17 protein-coding genes and 1 riboswitch are annotated in these 15,783 nt (G+C 38.7%); of the genes, 14 read left to right on the top strand and 3 right to left on the bottom strand.

Features of this window, described 5'->3' with window-relative positions:
• The first annotated feature begins 90 nt into the window (after nucleotides 1-90).
• The 4 genes from BG04_RS04720 (at nucleotide 91) to BG04_RS04705 (ending at nucleotide 3,513) form a co-directional block, all read left to right on the top strand.
• Entirely contained in the window at nucleotides 91-573 is a 483-nt protein-coding gene (locus BG04_RS04720; protein WP_016765270.1) for a GNAT family N-acetyltransferase, read from the top strand.
• Complete coding sequence (locus tag BG04_RS04715) at nucleotides 570-1,496, top strand: DMT family transporter (protein WP_034649442.1); 927 nt, start codon at nucleotides 570-572, stop codon at nucleotides 1,494-1,496. The genes BG04_RS04720 and BG04_RS04715 overlap by 4 nt, the downstream gene beginning before the upstream one ends.
• A gap of 24 nt (nucleotides 1,497-1,520) precedes the next feature.
• Nucleotides 1,521-2,459, top strand: coding sequence for an MBL fold metallo-hydrolase (locus tag BG04_RS04710; RefSeq protein ID WP_034649444.1), 939 nt, complete (start codon nucleotides 1,521-1,523; stop codon nucleotides 2,457-2,459).
• A 202-nt stretch (nucleotides 2,460-2,661) separates the two neighbouring features.
• Complete coding sequence (locus BG04_RS04705) at nucleotides 2,662-3,513, top strand: VOC family protein (protein WP_034649445.1); 852 nt, start codon at nucleotides 2,662-2,664, stop codon at nucleotides 3,511-3,513.
• 474 nt (nucleotides 3,514-3,987) lie between these two features.
• Here the strand turns inward: BG04_RS04705 and BG04_RS04700 are convergent, their stop codons facing one another.
• Nucleotides 3,988-5,373, bottom strand: coding sequence for a protoporphyrinogen oxidase (locus tag BG04_RS04700; RefSeq protein WP_034649449.1), 1,386 nt, complete (start codon nucleotides 5,371-5,373; stop codon nucleotides 3,988-3,990).
• A gap of 221 nt (nucleotides 5,374-5,594) precedes the next feature.
• Between BG04_RS04700 and BG04_RS04695 the strand changes: the two genes are divergently transcribed.
• From BG04_RS04695 to BG04_RS04670, 6 genes are all read left to right on the top strand, one after another.
• On the top strand, nucleotides 5,595-6,920 hold the full coding sequence (locus BG04_RS04695; RefSeq protein ID WP_025750158.1) for a metallophosphoesterase: 1,326 nt from the start codon (nucleotides 5,595-5,597) through the stop codon (nucleotides 6,918-6,920).
• Between the two features lie 159 nt (nucleotides 6,921-7,079).
• Entirely contained in the window at nucleotides 7,080-7,502 is a 423-nt protein-coding gene (locus BG04_RS04690) for a GtrA family protein (protein ID WP_034649452.1), read from the top strand.
• 37 nt (nucleotides 7,503-7,539) lie between these two features.
• Complete coding sequence (locus BG04_RS04685) at nucleotides 7,540-9,225, top strand: DUF6044 family protein (protein WP_034649454.1); 1,686 nt, start codon at nucleotides 7,540-7,542, stop codon at nucleotides 9,223-9,225.
• A gap of 12 nt (nucleotides 9,226-9,237) precedes the next feature.
• On the top strand, nucleotides 9,238-10,227 hold the full coding sequence (locus BG04_RS04680; RefSeq protein ID WP_016765263.1) for a glycosyltransferase family 2 protein: 990 nt from the start codon (nucleotides 9,238-9,240) through the stop codon (nucleotides 10,225-10,227).
• 107 nt (nucleotides 10,228-10,334) lie between these two features.
• Nucleotides 10,335-10,775, top strand: a complete 441-nt coding sequence (locus tag BG04_RS04675; RefSeq protein ID WP_013084629.1) for a hypothetical protein — start codon at nucleotides 10,335-10,337, stop codon at nucleotides 10,773-10,775.
• Between the two features lie 81 nt (nucleotides 10,776-10,856).
• The gene (locus BG04_RS04670; RefSeq protein ID WP_034649457.1) at nucleotides 10,857-11,303 is read left to right on the top strand and encodes a GNAT family N-acetyltransferase; all 447 of its coding nucleotides are present in this window, start codon (nucleotides 10,857-10,859) and stop codon (nucleotides 11,301-11,303) included.
• A 12-nt stretch (nucleotides 11,304-11,315) separates the two neighbouring features.
• Here BG04_RS04670 and BG04_RS04665 read toward each other — a convergent pair whose 3' ends face one another.
• Nucleotides 11,316-11,612 (bottom strand): hypothetical protein, encoded by a 297-nt coding sequence (locus BG04_RS04665; RefSeq protein WP_016765260.1) that lies wholly within the window; start codon nucleotides 11,610-11,612, stop codon nucleotides 11,316-11,318.
• Between the two features lie 121 nt (nucleotides 11,613-11,733).
• Nucleotides 11,734-11,835, top strand: a riboswitch (SAM riboswitch).
• Nucleotides 11,836-11,904: 69 nt separating this feature from the next.
• Between BG04_RS04665 and BG04_RS04660 the strand changes: the two genes are divergently transcribed.
• The 4 genes from BG04_RS04660 (at nucleotide 11,905) to BG04_RS04650 (ending at nucleotide 15,301) form a co-directional block, all read left to right on the top strand.
• The gene (locus tag BG04_RS04660) at nucleotides 11,905-12,243 is read left to right on the top strand and encodes a hypothetical protein (RefSeq protein ID WP_013084626.1); all 339 of its coding nucleotides are present in this window, start codon (nucleotides 11,905-11,907) and stop codon (nucleotides 12,241-12,243) included.
• A 100-nt stretch (nucleotides 12,244-12,343) separates the two neighbouring features.
• A complete protein-coding gene (locus BG04_RS29540; RefSeq protein WP_016765258.1) occupies nucleotides 12,344-12,502 on the top strand; it encodes a DUF1540 domain-containing protein in 159 nt (52 codons plus the stop codon).
• Nucleotides 12,503-12,817: 315 nt separating this feature from the next.
• Nucleotides 12,818-14,221 (top strand): alanine permease AlaP, encoded by a 1,404-nt coding sequence (alaP, locus tag BG04_RS04655; RefSeq protein ID WP_013058652.1) that lies wholly within the window; start codon nucleotides 12,818-12,820, stop codon nucleotides 14,219-14,221.
• A gap of 240 nt (nucleotides 14,222-14,461) precedes the next feature.
• Nucleotides 14,462-15,301, top strand: a complete 840-nt coding sequence (locus BG04_RS04650; RefSeq protein ID WP_034649460.1) for a GNAT family N-acetyltransferase — start codon at nucleotides 14,462-14,464, stop codon at nucleotides 15,299-15,301.
• A gap of 29 nt (nucleotides 15,302-15,330) precedes the next feature.
• On the opposite strand, the gene BG04_RS04645 is transcribed toward BG04_RS04650, so the two are convergent.
• Nucleotides 15,331-15,729: a GNAT family N-acetyltransferase gene (locus BG04_RS04645; protein WP_034649463.1), complete on the bottom strand. Its 399-nt coding sequence runs from the start codon at nucleotides 15,727-15,729 to the stop codon at nucleotides 15,331-15,333.
• Nucleotides 15,730-15,783: the final 54 nt, after the last annotated feature.

Below are 15,783 nucleotides of genomic sequence, written 5' to 3'. Positions count from 1 at the left end.
ATAAAATTCAATAAAAGATGTAGGAAAAAAATAGGTGGTGTTGTATAATGATTCGATATACTTAATTTTTATAGAAAGAGGGTAAAATTTATGAAGTACTGTTTAGCACAGCCAGAGGACGCTGCTACAGTTCACGATCTTATGCTGCAAGCCTTCTCCGTATATCGCGATTCTGTCCCACCGTCCAGTGCTCTTGATGAAACGATAGAATCTATTATGCAATCGTTAAAGCACGGAAAAGAGGCTGTCATTTTATACGTCGAAAATAAGCCGGTAGCGATGGCGCGTTTTACGCTAGAAGAAACGAGCTTATATTTTTACCGTCTGTCTGTCATTCCTGCTTTTCAAGGAAAAGGAATGGCTAAGCAGCTTATTCAATGGCTAGAAACGTACGCCAAAGAGTGTGGCAAGGAAAGTTTATCATGCAAGGTGCGAATGAGCGTTTCTCGTAATATAGCTTTGTATGAATCAATGGGCTTTTACATAGAGGAAAAAGAAATCGTACATAGAGGGGGAGTGGATATTCCCGTAGTAAATATGAAAAAAGAGATTCTAAAAGGAGTAATGGCATGAATAAATCAACTCTTCCTTTACCGCCTCCTGTCTTTCTTTTAATCGGTGTATTAGCCGTTTCTTTTTCTTCTATTTTAATTAAATGGTCGGACGCACCTGCTTCTATTTTAGGAATGTATAGACTGCTGTTTACAGTCCTCTTATTTTTACCGTTTTTACCATGGAGGAAAATGAAAATTCTTTTTAAAAACAGCACGGTAAAAGAATGGCTAATGCTAACTGTATCAGGCGTATTTTTAGGACTTCACTTTCTGTTTTGGATGGAGTCTTTTTCACATACAACAGTTGCTAGCGCTATGATTTTAACTGCGCTTGAGCCGGTCTTCGTAGTGATAGGAGCTTATTTTTTATTTAAAGAAAAAACAAGCAAAGTAGGAATTATCAGCATTTTAATTGCTGTTAGCGGCTCAGTGATTATCGCATCGGGAGATATCGGACTATCCAAAACGGCTCTTTACGGAGACTTACTTTCTATTTTAGGTACAGTAGCTGTTTCTGTTCATATGCTTGCGGGGCAAGAATTATGCAGGAAAATGCCTTCAATCATCTATAGCTTCGCCGTTTTTTTAATCGGTGGCCTGGTTCTATTTGTCTACAATGTTTGGACACATATATCGCTCACTCAGTATGAATCAAAAGACTGGTGGATCTTTTTGCTTTTAGCGCTTATTCCTAATATTTTTGGTCATGCCTTATTTAACTGGCTGTTAAATTACGTAGGTGCTACAACGATTTCAATGGCTATTTTAGGAGAGCCAATTGGTGCCATCATTCTCGCTTATTTCTTGCTTGGAGAAATGACCACTGTTTCTCAGCTAGTGGGAGGGATGATTGTGATGATTAGTGTGATGATCTTCTTAAAGTACAAAGCAGAAGAGCCGAAAAAAGTCATAGCTCTTCAAGAAAAGTCCAATATCAGCTAATTGGATAGGCAAGCAGCACCGAGTATGATACAGTTTATTTATCATTATTTACCATTTAGTGAAGCGGTTTTTATTAAACTACATAAAGCGGGTGTAAATATGCTGAAAAAACTAACGGACCATGTTTATTACTTTCCTCATTCTGAAGAAACGGATCGGCCGGTGCTCGGGCTTATATGCGGGGAGAAGTATAGTTTCATCGTAGATGCCGGGAATTCTCCTGCGCATGCATCATTATTTTTAGAAGAAGTTGAAAAAATGGGCGTGCCTCCACTCAAAGGAGTAGCTATTACGCATTGGCACTGGGATCATACATTTGGCATTCATGCCATGAACAAGTATACAATCAGCCATCATCTAACGAAGAAAAAGCTGGCTTATTTAAAGACACTGCGCTGGGACGATGATGCCTTGGATAAACGCGTTCAGGAGGGGGAAGAAATCGAGTTTTGCCGGGATATGATCAAGAAAGAAATGCCGTGTCGAGACACGTTAATTTTACAGGAGCCGGATGTAACGTTTCATCATCATATGGAAGTTGACCTGGGTGGAATTACTTGTTGTATTCAGCATATTGGAGGGGTACACGCGCAGGACTCGTCCATTGTCTACATACCCCAAGAAAAAGTCCTGTTTTTAGGTGATTGTCTATGTCCAGATCTTTATAGCGGTGACTGGAGCTATGATAAAGAAGACTTTGAGCGGATTCAAAGAGAACTTAAAAAATATGATGCGCAGTATTATCTCTCATCTCATTTTGACCCTGAAACTTCTGAGGAACTTTGGCGAGATTTAGACCAATTGAGTGCGATTGGAGAAATTGTAGGAAATGAAGTCGATTTAGAAAAAGCATGTTTTCAGTTTGAATGTGAAACGTATAAGAAGCCAACAAATGAGCAAAAAGAGAGAATACAGTATTTTGTTAATGGAAATGTCAAGCGCAAAAGCAGAGAACTGTTTTGATAGTTTATGCATAATGATAAATAAGCCCGCCTGTTCATACTATGTTATGAGCAGGCGGGCTTATTCAACTGGTTGTGCAGTGATACAAGCTTTAAGTTATGATAGTAAAATAAATAACTTGACGAAATAAAGTTATAAAAATATAATCAGTTACACAAAGTAAGTTAATTAAAAAATAATATATTCAAAAGGAGAAATAATCATGAACTTTCACCGTGCTCCTCATATATTTGTTGGGAAAGTAAATTTAAAAGTAGAAAATTTAGAGCGTTCACTTGCTTTTTACCAGCAAATAATTGGGTTTAAAATTTTAGGGAGAAAAGAGAACAAAGCTCTGTTAACAGCTGATGGACGCACCGCGCTGTTATCGATTGAACAGCCGGAAAACGTTACAGCAAAACAGCCTCGTACAACAGGCTTATATCATTTTGCTCTATTGTTGCCGACTCGTTCTGATTTAGGAAGTATACTGCAGCATTTGTTAAATAGCGGTTATCCGCTTCAAGGGGCGTCTGATCATCTAGTGAGCGAAGCGCTGTACTTGGCAGATCCAGATGGAAACGGCATAGAGATTTATCGAGATCGTCCGTCAAGTACATGGGAATGGAATGACAGTGAAGTAGTAATGGCTACAAAACCTTTAGATGCAGAAGCGATATTAGCTGAAGGAAACGGTAAACCATGGACAGGATTACCTTCAGCTACCTTAATGGGACATATTCATCTTCACGTTTCTGAATTAGAGCAAACGGAAAACTTTTATCGAAATGGATTAGGTTTTGAGGTTGTGAGCAATTACCATAATCAAGCATTGTTTATTTCAACTGGGCGCTATCATCATCACATCGGACTAAACGTTTGGAATGGAATTGGAGCGCCTAGTCCTCTTGAAAGCAGCGTTGGTTTAGAGTCATTTACACTTGTTTTTCCAGCTGAAGAAGCAAGGGAGCAGGCAATAAATCAGCTTCGTGAAATCGGAGCAGCTGTGTCTAAAGAAAACCAAGATTTCATCACAAAAGATCCATCAGGCAATATAATTAGATTAGTCCTTTAACATAAAAGCTGCCGCAATTGGCAGCTTTTATTTATCGCAATGTTCGTCAAAATAGGAAAGAAATGTACACTTTTTTCTCAAATAGTAAGATGATAATGGCGAAAACGGTGTTATTTTCAGGGAAATAAACGAAGAGTCTTACGTTTAAAAAAGTTTGTAAACAAGCGGGCGTGGGAATAAAATACATATCAAGCATCATTTCTTATCGTTATTGAATCTTTATATAAAGTCTTTTCATATAAAACCTTGAAAGAAGGGAGCGGAAACCTGTGAGATATAAAGTGAAACATTGGCTTAGATTAACTTCAGACGAGCGCTATCTTGTATTGTTTGCTACTGCTGCTTTGCAAAAAGAAAAGCGATAAAAGAGTTGTTAATAGTAAGGAAAGTAGCTTTATATGCTAACGAAAAGGTAATAAAAGGCCTGAAAATAATATATTTATTTTCAGGCCTTTTATTGTTTTCAAACCTTTTTTAAGTCAACTGTTGAGAGATAGCTTCAGCCGTTTGTTTGCCGTTTGTTATACACGCTGCAATGCCTACTCCATAGTAAGAACAGCCGGCTAATGTAATAGCGGGGTGCTTGTCATGCAATTTTTGAGTCAAGCTGCGTACAAGTTCACCGTGTTTAAGGTGATAGGTAGGCATCAATTTATCCCAATTGGTTACGTCGCTTTCAATGGGCTGCTCTTTGATTCCTAAGCTGTTTTCAATGTCCTTTTGTGCCACTGCTAGCAGCTCTGCTTTTGACATCGTCCGCAGGGTGTCAAAGTGGTGACTCGTGCTTTTATAAAATAAGCGAACTAACAAATTCCCTCGCTTAGAGGTGTGAGCCCATTTTTTGCTCGTCCACGTGCAGGCATTGGCGATTAAGTGGCTTGATTGAGAGGCAATAAACCCGGTGCCTTCAGCGGGAAGGTATTCGTCTGGAACGTCATAGCCGATGTACATGCTAATGAGAGAAGAATCTTTTAACTGCTCAAAGTCTTCGTTTAATTCGGGATCGTTCAACAGTTGCTGAGCAGCCGTGTGCGGTGTAGCTAACACCACGTAATCCGCTGAATGGGCTTGCCCCGGCGTACTGATTTGGTAACGTTCACCGTTCCGTTTTATGCTGGTGGTTGGCGTATCTTTTAAAATCGTTACATCAGAAAGCTCTTCTTCTAAGCGGTGAATAATCGTTGATAAACCTTGTTTAAACGAAATGAATTTTTTATTTCCTGCCGTTTTAAATTTTTTTTCATTGGCTCCCATTCCCTTGATGATGCTGCCGTACGTGTTTTTATAGTCGAGCAGATACGGGAGAGTCGAAGAAATCGTAAGTTTGTCTAAATCGCCAGAGTAGACGCCCGATAAAATAGGTGCAATTTGCTTTTCTACTAGCTCTTCTCCTAAAAAATGTTTTAAAAAGAGTCCGATTGAGCTGTCTTTCGTAAACGTTGTATTTTTAGTAATTAAGTCTTTTAAAGCTGTAATTTTAGCTTTTGAAGAAATCAGCTCGCTCTTAAAAAGAGATTCCACGCTTGTTGGAATACCGAACATGGTATCTTCAGGAATTGGAAGCAGCTCATTAGCAGAGTAAATAAACGATTTGCCCGTTTTGTTATAGACTAAATCGTTTGTTAAGTACAGCTCTTCTAGCAGGGGCATAACGTTTTCTTTTCGAGCTACAATAGAATCCGCCCCTGTTTCCATAATAAATTCCCCAGCTTCACGGGTATTGATTTTCCCTCCTAAATGGGCATGTTTCTCTAGTAATAATAATTTAAGCGGGAGATTACGTTCTCGTTTTAGTTTCTGCAAATAGTACAGAGTGGTTAAGCCCGTAATTCCTCCTCCAATAACAGCGACCGTTTTCAAAATATTCACTCCTACATTTTCAACAATTAGTCTGTAATATACGAAAATCATACCACTATGACTAGGAAAAGTGTAATGAATTGATTGTGAACATAGTGTGTGCAAACACGAAAAGAAATATTGAAACTATACGATTAGATATTTTGAAATTACATAAAATAAAAGCTCATACACGTAGAGAAAATGACTGAGACGCAGCAGTGAAGAAAGGAGGAAGCATCATGCTCGGCGGTTTTATGGAAACGCTGAAAAAAGACTGGCTCGCTTTAGTATTAATAAGTGTTCTTATATGCGGTATTACCTTAAACGTACGAGCCGAAGAGAAGAGCGGACGAAGCGGATACATCGAACCAAAGCTAGTTTTTCCTGTGATCAGTGATGTTCATATTAAGGAAACAGGAACGCTTGATTTGCGTACTTTTCAACATGCATTAACGCAGTTAAATGAACAGGCACCGAAACAAGATGCATTTGTAGTAGTAGGAGATTTGGCTGATACCGGCGCGTTAAAAGAATACGACCGCTTTTTTTCTATTTATAATCAAAATAAACAGCCGCAGGCCGTATCTCTTTTTACGATTGGTAATCATGAATACAGGGACAGCGTAACCAATCAGCAAGCGCAGCAGCGTTTTTTATCTAAAACTAAAATGAAAGCTCTTTATTTTCATCAAGTGATAAAAGGATATCATTTTATCATGCTTGGAACAGAAAGCCGTCTGACGGCCGGTGATTATTCAGTCAAACAAATTAACTGGCTTGCTGAACAGTTGAAGATAGCAAAGCGAGACGATCCTAAAAAACCGATTTTTGTCTTTATTCATCAGCCTATTAACAATACACTGTACGGGAAAAACAGATGGGGGATAGAAGTGAATGAACAGCTTCTTTACAATACGTTAAAACCTTATCCGCAAGTCATTACATTTTCTGGTCATACCCACCATCCGTTGGACGATCCTCGTACTATTTTTCAAAGAGATTTTACATCTCTTGCAACGTCTTCTGTTCGGTATATTTGGCCTGGTGCTGGATATTTACAAGGTGAACTTCCTCCTGGCTACCGAGATGTGAGTCAAGGTCTTCTTGTAGAGGTTTATAATCGAAAAGTAGTCGTTAAAAGGCGGGATTTTCACGCAAATAAGTGGACAGGAGAAGCGTGGGAAATTAACATACCTGCAGATGCAAAAAAGTTTCACTACACGAATGAACGAGATTTAGTAAAACCGATTTTTCTGCCAAGCTCTACTATTTCTGTTATACAAGAAAAAGCTTCATCGAATCAGCTGTATATCCAGTTTACGCAAGCGGTGGATAATCTGATGGTTCATTCTTATCGCATTACCGTCAAAAATAAAGAAACTGGAGAAGTGGTCAAAACATATAATGCATTTTCTCAATACTACAGCGATCCCGTTCCGGATGTTCTAAGTCTTCCGTTATCAGGTTTACAGCCTCATACTGCGTATCAAATAGAAGTAGCGGCAGTGGATGCGTTTGACAATCAAAGCGACCAAAAATTAATCATTGAAGGCTCTACTAAATAGCTAAAAGAGTCCTAATTTTTATTGATTCTTTTAGCTTTTTTTCATCTGTTTTTAATGTTATTTTCATTAGATTTTTAAGTGGAGTTGCTACACTGAAACTGTATTTAAAGTCATAATATGTAATTTTCATGAAAGTATCAAAAATCAAAAGGAGTTTGTATGAAAGGATCTTTTGTACGTTTTTTAGTAGTGGGACTGGTCAATACAGCAGTAGGTCTTTCCATTATGTATGTGCTGCTTCATATTTTTCATCATTACTGGGCAGCAACGTTTATCGGAAACGCAACAGGAGCAGTCGTCAGCTACGTGTTAAATCGAATATTTACGTTTAAAAGCGGAGTTCATTTATCTACAAGCATACTGCGTTTTATTTTGCTTATCGGCGTTTGCTACGGCTTGTCTTACTATATTGGACTGCAGTTCTCCAGCTGGTTATTGCATCAACTTCCTGCTGCTGTGCGTCCGTTCAAAAAAGATGTCGGTATATTAATTGGAACAGGTCTGTATACGCTTTTAAATTATACGGGTCAAAAATACTTTGTATTTAATACAAAAAAAGAAGCAGTCGTCGTACACGATTAGCTTCTAGCAATTACGAAATGGAAATAGGTGTTAACAGATGAAGAAAGAAACAGCTATGAATAAAGAAAAAACATTGCTTATTATCGCTTTCCTTTTGCTGCTTGCGTATGTATCTCCTATGTTTTTGCTCGGGGAAAATTCACATATACGCGTGCACGATAATTTAGACTCAAATATTACGTGGTATAAAGTTCTGCATCGAAGCGGAGAGCTGTTTGGCTCCAGTCATGCCGTATTACCTCAAATTATTAACGGATTGCCGAGGAATACATTTGGAACAGAATTTAGCGGTATTCAGTGGCTGTATGGTTTATTCCCGACTATGCTTGCGTACAGTCTCAGCCAAACGATCACGCGCGTATTTGCTTTAATTGGAATGTACTTATTATTAAAAAAGCATTTTATTAAAAGCGAGGATGCTTATGCGATTCGAGTGCTTGTATCACTTGCTTTTGCACTTACTCCTTTTTGGCCTTCAGGCATGCTGAGTACATTAGGACAGCCGCTGGCGCTGTGGGCGTTTTTAACCATTCGAAACCGCGAAGGAACGTGGAAGGAATGGCTTACTCTTTTATTGCTTCCGTTTTACGCAAGTTTTGTGCTAGGGTTTTTCTTCTTTTTAACGGCGATGGGAATGCTGTGGCTAAGAGATGCAGTTAAAAAACGAGTGTGGAATATTCCTTTTTTAAGCAGTATTGCAGCGATGACCGCTGTCTTTCTACTCATTGAATACCGCCTTGTTGATTCTCTTTTATTTCCGGAGGCCCCGACGAGTCGAAATGAATTTTTAAGCTCTACTCTAAGTTTCGGACATTCCGTTCGCCTTGCTTTTAAGAACTATACGCTTGGGCATACACATGTAATGACACTTCATACCTTTGTCATTTTGCCGCTTTCTTTTATTGTACTATGGATTGTTGCTCGCAATCAGAAAGAAAAGCTTGAAAAAACGTTTTTGCAGTTATTTATTTTTAATCTCCTACTGTCGATGTGGTATGCATTTTGGTTTTATAAAGGATGGGAGCCGCTAAAAGAAAAATATCAGCTTTTTAATACGTTTAACTTTGCTAGATTTCATTTTTTACGCCCTCTCATTATTTATTTGATGTTTGCAGTTGGCAGCTATGTCTTATGGAAACGGGGCCAGGCGTGGAAAAAGTTTGTGTGGGTGTGTTTGGTTTTACAGCTGCTTGTGTTATTTATAGCGAACCCTGAGCTTTATTATCGCTACAATCACGAGCCGTCAGTCAAAGAATTTTATGCTGTCCACCAATTCGATGAAATCAGCAGATATATAGGGAAATCTAAATCATCTTATCGGGTAGCAAGCATTGGGATTCATCCATCAATTGCTCAGTATAACGGCTTTTATACGCTAGATACGTATAACAACTTCTATCCGTTAACGTATAAACATGAGTTTCGCAAAATCATTGCCAAAGAGCTTGATAAAAATAAAAAGTTAGAAAGTTACTATGATCATTGGGGCAACCGCTGCTATGTGTTTGTTAGCGAGCTAGGGAAAAAATATGATTACCGAAAAGACTCAACGAAAAAAATCCGTCATTTGCAGCTTAATATCAGCCAATTTAAAAAAATGGGCGGTCGCTATATCTTTTCAGCTGTGCCAATCGAAAATGCTGAAAGGGACGGTTTGCACTTTTTAAAAGCGTTTAACGATAAACAGTCCGCTTGGAAAGTGTATGTATATGAAGCAAAGTAAGGGGGCAATAGCATGAACAGACCTATTTTAACGATTGTTGTTCCATGTTACAACGAAGAAGAAGTATTCACAGAAACATCTTTTCAATTAACTACTGTAGTAAAAGAACTGATAAATGAACGTCTTGTATCAAGTGAAAGTACCATTTTATTTGTAGACGATGGAAGCAAAGACAGCACGTGGTCGCTTATTGAAAAAGAAAGCTGCAGCAATTTGTTTGTAAAAGGGTTAAAGCTAGCGCGGAATGTAGGACATCAAAATGCTTTGCTCGCAGGACTAGAAGCAGCCCATAAGCAATCCGACTGCGTCATTTCCATTGACGCAGATTTGCAAGATGATATCAGTGTTATTCGTACTTTTATAGAGAAATATTGGCTCGGGTATGAAGTCGTATATGGTGTTCGAGACAGCAGAGAAACCGATACATTTTTTAAACGAACCACGGCAGTAGGGTTTTACCGTGTTATGAATAAGCTAGGAATTCAGCTCGTTCAAAATCACGCCGATTTTCGTCTCATGAGCAAACGTGCTCTTGGTGAACTTATGAAATATAAAGAAGGCAACGTCTTTTTGCGAGGCCTTGTACCATTAGTAGGATTTCGCTCCACGGAAGTCACATATGACCGCAAAGAACGGACAGCGGGCGAATCAAAATATCCGTTAAAGAAAATGCTTGCTTTTGCATTTGATGGAATTACATCTTTTAGCGTAGCGCCAATACGCCTATTAACGCTGCTTGGAGGAGCTTCTTTTCTCTTTAGTATTGCGTTTGGTATTTACGCGCTGATTCAAAAATATTTAGATCATACGCAAATTGGCTGGACGTCTCTTATTTTATCAATTTGGCTTGTAGGCGGCCTGCAGCTGATGGGAATGGGTCTTGTCGGAGAATACATTGGCAAGATTTTTAACGAAGTGAAACAGCGTCCTAAATATGCGATTGAAAGAGATTTATATACAAAACACTCATTAGACACACAAAAAGATTTGCTTATGCATTAATAAGAAGCTTCTCCTAAATGGAGAGGCTTTTTTTGTTAAAGCGTTTATCATAATTTTTAAGTGAACAGGAAATGCTACTACTAAAATTTCTAAGGAGATCAAAATCTATGAAAAGACTATTTTATACAGTCAGCACTTTTTGTTTTGTTTGGCTTGCTTTTGCAGCCATTCATGTCAACGCTCTTTCGATTGAGAAGCTTCCGATGAAGAAATCATCTGAACAATGGTCGGTTGAACTGACAAAAGCGAGCATGACGGGAGATAATCAGCTAAAGTGGAAAAATAATGTCTATCATACATATGGATTAACCGTTGAAAACATTGGAAAAGACGTAGAGCGCGTGCAGGTCCAAGCTTTTCGGCACGAAGGAAAAAATAAGGCGAAATACAGCTTGTTTTCTCCTATTGAAAGGTCTAACTTAAGCAAAAGCGGTCAGCGCTTTCGCTATGCGAATTTTGCTGTTCCTGGAAAAGCGGCAGGTTTAGACATTATGATTAACTGGACGGACGAACGAGGCAATCATCAAGAACATTTTGAATTTAAATAAAAGTCTTCGCTTAGGCGAAGACTTTTTTTGCAGGAATTTATCCTCGCATGTGGAAAACGAACACGAAAGGAGAGATCTATAATGATTGCAAAAGCTACTGAAGAAGAATTACAGGAAATTCGGAAGAAATCTGCTGATGCGCTGTTTGAAGGAACAATGAAGCAGTTTCATCCGTCAGCTGAACGCGTAAATGAACTAATTGGTAGTGCCTTTGAAAAAGGCTGTTATTATTTAGTTTCAAGACAAGAAAATAAACTCGCAGGCTGGGTTCTTATCGGCCCATCTACCGAGTTCTTTTCAAAAGAAGAAATTGGCTTTATCTACGAATTATATGTTGTACCCGAATACCGCGGGCAAGGTTTGGCCAAGCCGTTAATGCAAAAAGCAATTGATGAATTGTCTATCAAAGGATACCGTGAAATCAGACTCAGCGTTCATGCTGGGAATTTTGCACAGCATGTGTACCGTGAACTTGGATTTGTAGATAAACAAATATCAATGAGCTTCCAAGTGGTGAAACGTCCGTAACGTTAGTGAATGTCAGCGAGTCCATAAAACATAAGATATTATACATGCGATGAGGTTCGGTAATGAAAGTAAAAGTAAATAAGTAGCCCAAACAGCGCCTTTATCTAGTACTTCAACGGCTCCTCCACCTGTATTGTCTGAGGAGGGGGGATCTTCAAGCGCGTTCATAATTAAAGCCGCCGCTGCTAAAATAACCCCTCCGATGCTTCCAGTTGTTTTGACAATTGCAATATGGAAAGTAGATGAAAAGGCAATGCTGAGAAGCAGCAGCAAGCTTCCCAAAAAAGCAGATAACATATATCGTTTCATGTGCTCACCATCCTTTATGAAAGCATACCATATTTTACTTCTTTTTTCTTTTTATTGAAAATCTATTGACGTAACCTATAAAACATATTAGAATGGTCAGAAATAATTTAAAAACGAAATATTCTTATCTAGAGAGGTGGAGGGACTGGCCCTTTGAAGCCTCAGCAACCACAATTATTGAATGGTGCTAATTCCAGCATAGCCTAGCTCTGACAGATAAGAAGAGGAATCTTTTTCTATGATGAAATCCTCTTCTTAGGAAGAAACATTTCGTATAGAAAAGGTGATGACATTGAATAATACACAAACGGCTTTATGCATTGACGATTATTTAGATCTATACTTATTAGCAAAAGAAATAAACGACGAAACGTGGCAGCAAGAAATTTTAGCCGTGCTAAAAACGCAGCAAAATCGTTCATTTGAAGAAAAACAATCCGCCCTAGTTCAAGAGATATGGGAAGATTTTAAACAGTTAAATGAAGATATTTCTTTTACGTATCGCTTAATTCAAGAAGAGCCAACTAACGAACAATTTCAGGCTAAATTAAGGCACTTGAGAGAACGGCGGATCACGCTGAGCCGTGAGTTATATTTAGCTAAAAAACAGTATGTTGAACACACGCAATAAAAAGATCCGCTTGAGAAACAAGCGGTTTTTTTACGTGAAAATGTTAGAATCGTTATATTTCGGGTAGTAAATAGATAAGACAAGCAAAGGAGGGATAACAGTGGCCCAAGGTGTATTATGTGAAGTGAATGAGTGCATGTATTGGAAATCCGGAAATAAATGCAGTGCAGAGTCCATTTACGTTGTGAGTCCTGAAAGTAGTCACCATGTTTCTGAAACGGAAGAACCTGGCTGTAAAACTTTTGAACCCGCGAGATAAATGCTAGTTTTTATAAAAAAGCATAAAATGAACGATGCGCTGACGGAGTTGAGTCGGCGTTTTTCTATTTTTTTAAAATACTATTACTTAGGTGCAATACTAAATACATATTAAAAAAGCAGTGCCTATGTCTAATTGTGCGTTTAAACAAAATGATAAGATAATTTTTTTGTTTTTCGATAAAAGAAAAGTGAGAGAAAGGTGATAGAATACAAATATACAGCCTAGCTGTCTTTTAGCACAAACTTATATGAAAGCGCTAACAAAAGGCTGTGTTCATCTCGTTTTGACAGATTGGAAAAAGGGGAGACGTTTATGCAGGGGAAAACTCAGGGGAAAGAATTGAAACGCGGGTTAGAAGAAAGACATGTGACGCTGATGTCCTTAGGAGCAGCCATAGGGGTAGGACTGTTTCTTGGATCTGCATCTGCTATTAAATTAGCAGGGCCAGGAATATTATTGGCGTACGGATTTAGCGGAATGATTATGTTTTTTATTATGAGAGCACTTGGAGAAATGGCGATTCAAAAACCTGTTGCAGGTTCATTCAGCAAGTACGCACGCGACTACTTAGGGCCGCTTGCTGGTTATTTAACAGGTTGGAACTACTGGTTTTTATGGGTTGTAACATGTATGGCTGAAATTACAGCCGTTGGTATTTATATGGGGTATTGGTATCCGGATGTACCAAACTGGATTTGGGCGTTATCGGCGCTTGTCATCATGACAACGGTTAACTTCTTAGCTGTTAAGGCATATGGTGAACTGGAATTTTGGTTTGCGCTTATTAAAATTTTAGCGATTGTATTAATGATTGCCGTTGGATTATTAATGATTGTGTTTGGAATCGGCAACGGCGGCGTTGCGACTGGTATCAAAAACTTGTGGGACAACGGCGGACTGTTCCCGAACGGATTCAAAGGTATTTTGCTGTCGCTGCAAATGGTTATGTTTGCGTATTTAGGAATTGAAATGATCGGCGTTACCGCGGGAGAAGTGAAAAATCCGGAAAAATCTCTAGCAAGAGCGATTGATTCTGTCTTTTGGCGTATTCTTATTTTCTACGTCGGAGCGTTATTTGTCATTATGTCGATTTATCCGTGGCAAGAAATCGGTTCACAGGGAAGCCCGTTTGTATTAACATTTGAAAAAATCGGCATTCCAGCGGCGGCTGGTATCATTAACTTTGTTGTACTAACAGCAGCTCTTTCTTCTTGTAACAGCGGTATTTTTAGTACAGGCCGTATGCTGTTTAACTTAGCAGAACATGGAGAAGCACCAAAAGGATACGGTCAGCTTACAAAAGGCGGCGTACCGGGAAAAGCTGTTTTAGCATCAGCGGGTGCGCTATTAGTCGGAGTAGCGTTAAACTACATTGTGCCTGCCAAAGTATTTACGTGGGTAACAAGTATTGCAACATTCGGTGCGATTTGGACATGGGGAATTATTTTGCTTTCTCAAATTAAATATCGCAAAACGTTAAAAACAGGTGAAGAGGCAAAACTGAAATATAAAATGCCTTTATTTCCGTTAACATCTTATGTGTCACTTGCGTTCCTAGCGCTAGTGGTGGTTTTGATGGCATATAATCCAGATACAAGAATTGCAGTTGTCATCGGACCATTATGGTTTATCGGTCTTATTATCGCGTACTACGCAAAAGGATTCCATAAACGAAGTCAAGGTTCAGCTGCAGCTGAGCAAAAGCTAGTAAAATAAAAGAAAAGACCTCTTTCTTGGAAAGAGGTCTTTTTTTATTAGTTTATGTGCAAATGATTAGTTTGTTTTAAGCGATCATTGGTACGTATGAATAATGTAGAAAATATTCTATTTATTCTGTACTATTTAGTTAGAGAATTCGTTAACCGTTAAGTGGTGATTGAAAGTGGATAAGTATATTAGTTTTAAGCTTTTTAACGCCGTACAGTGCATCGAAAAGTTGGGAGGAAATAGGCAGAAATGATAGAAAGATTTAGTGAAAAAGACATAAAGGATTTGCTAGTGCTATCTAAGTTGGAAAAATGGGATTATAGCGAAGCAGATTTACATACGATTTTTTCATCTGGAGACGTATTTGGGCATAGAAATGAGAAAGGTAACATTGTATCAAGCTTAGCAGTAGTTTTGTATAAAAATCAGTCAGCTTTTATAGGAATGGTAATTGTGAGAAGAGATTACCGAAAACAAGGGTTAGCCTGGCAGCTCATGAAGCACTGTTTGCAAACTCTTTGCCCTGAAGTGAATGCCTACTTAATTGCGACAAAAGAAGGTGAGCACTTATATAAAAAAGCAGGGTTTAAAACTGTGGACTATGTAAGTAAATATATAAGCAGTGAATACATACCCAGAGCATTTAAAGCTTCAGATTTTTATACACGATCCTTAGCGAGAAGGGACTTCAAAGAGGTTGTAAATCTTGATGAAGAAGCATTTGGAGATAATAGAAAGTTATTTTTGAAAAGTAGGATTCAGCAAGCTGAAAAAGCAGTTGTCCTACAAAACGAACAAAATAAAATGACGGGTTATGGTTTAGCGGTTCGTACCCCGAGCAATATCGTGATTGGGCCGGTAGTTGCTCCAAACGCTGAAGCAGCAATGCTGATAATTGATGAACTAGCGAAGAATTACAAAGAAAAGCTGAGAATTGACCTGTCTTCTCCTGAGGAAACGTTAAAAAAACTTGTGGAAAATCACGGATTTCAGCTTCAAGATGAGCCTCCTGTTATGGCGTATGGTGTCAATCCCCTACCTGCTAGGCAGGGCAATCTTTTTGCTATAGCAGCTCAGGCATTTGGATAAAAAGAAAGGAGAAGCTCCTTTCTTCGCGTCTACCGAATTCTATCAATTTTAAACCCATTATCAATTTGATGAAATCCGACTTTTGGATAGTAGTTCATAGCAGAAGGAGCGGAAAGTAAAATAAGCGCGGTTTCTTCACCGATTTCTGATTGAACGTGCTTGATGAGCTGTGTGCCGATTCCTTGCTTTTGATAGTCTTTTACGACAGCTAAATCCGATAAATAGCAGCAGTAGCTAAAATCTGTTAACGCTCTGGCTATGCCAATGAGCTCGCTGTCGCTCCAAGCGGTGACAGTAAGAGAAGCGTGATCAAGCATTCTTTGAATCCGATCAAGATCTTGTGCAGGCCGTTTAATACCGGAATGTGCAAATACTTCAGCAGCTTGTTCCGCACGGATTAAGACGTTGGTTTTATAAGTGATAGTCATTGCGTCAGCTCCTTGATTTATAAGATATAGTTCAGTATATGAAGAAACTGAACT

The organism is Priestia megaterium NBRC 15308 = ATCC 14581, from assembly GCF_000832985.1.
Taxonomy (GTDB): domain Bacteria; phylum Bacillota; class Bacilli; order Bacillales; family Bacillaceae_H; genus Priestia; species Priestia megaterium.
This window is presented reverse-complemented; position numbering and strand designations above follow the sequence as displayed.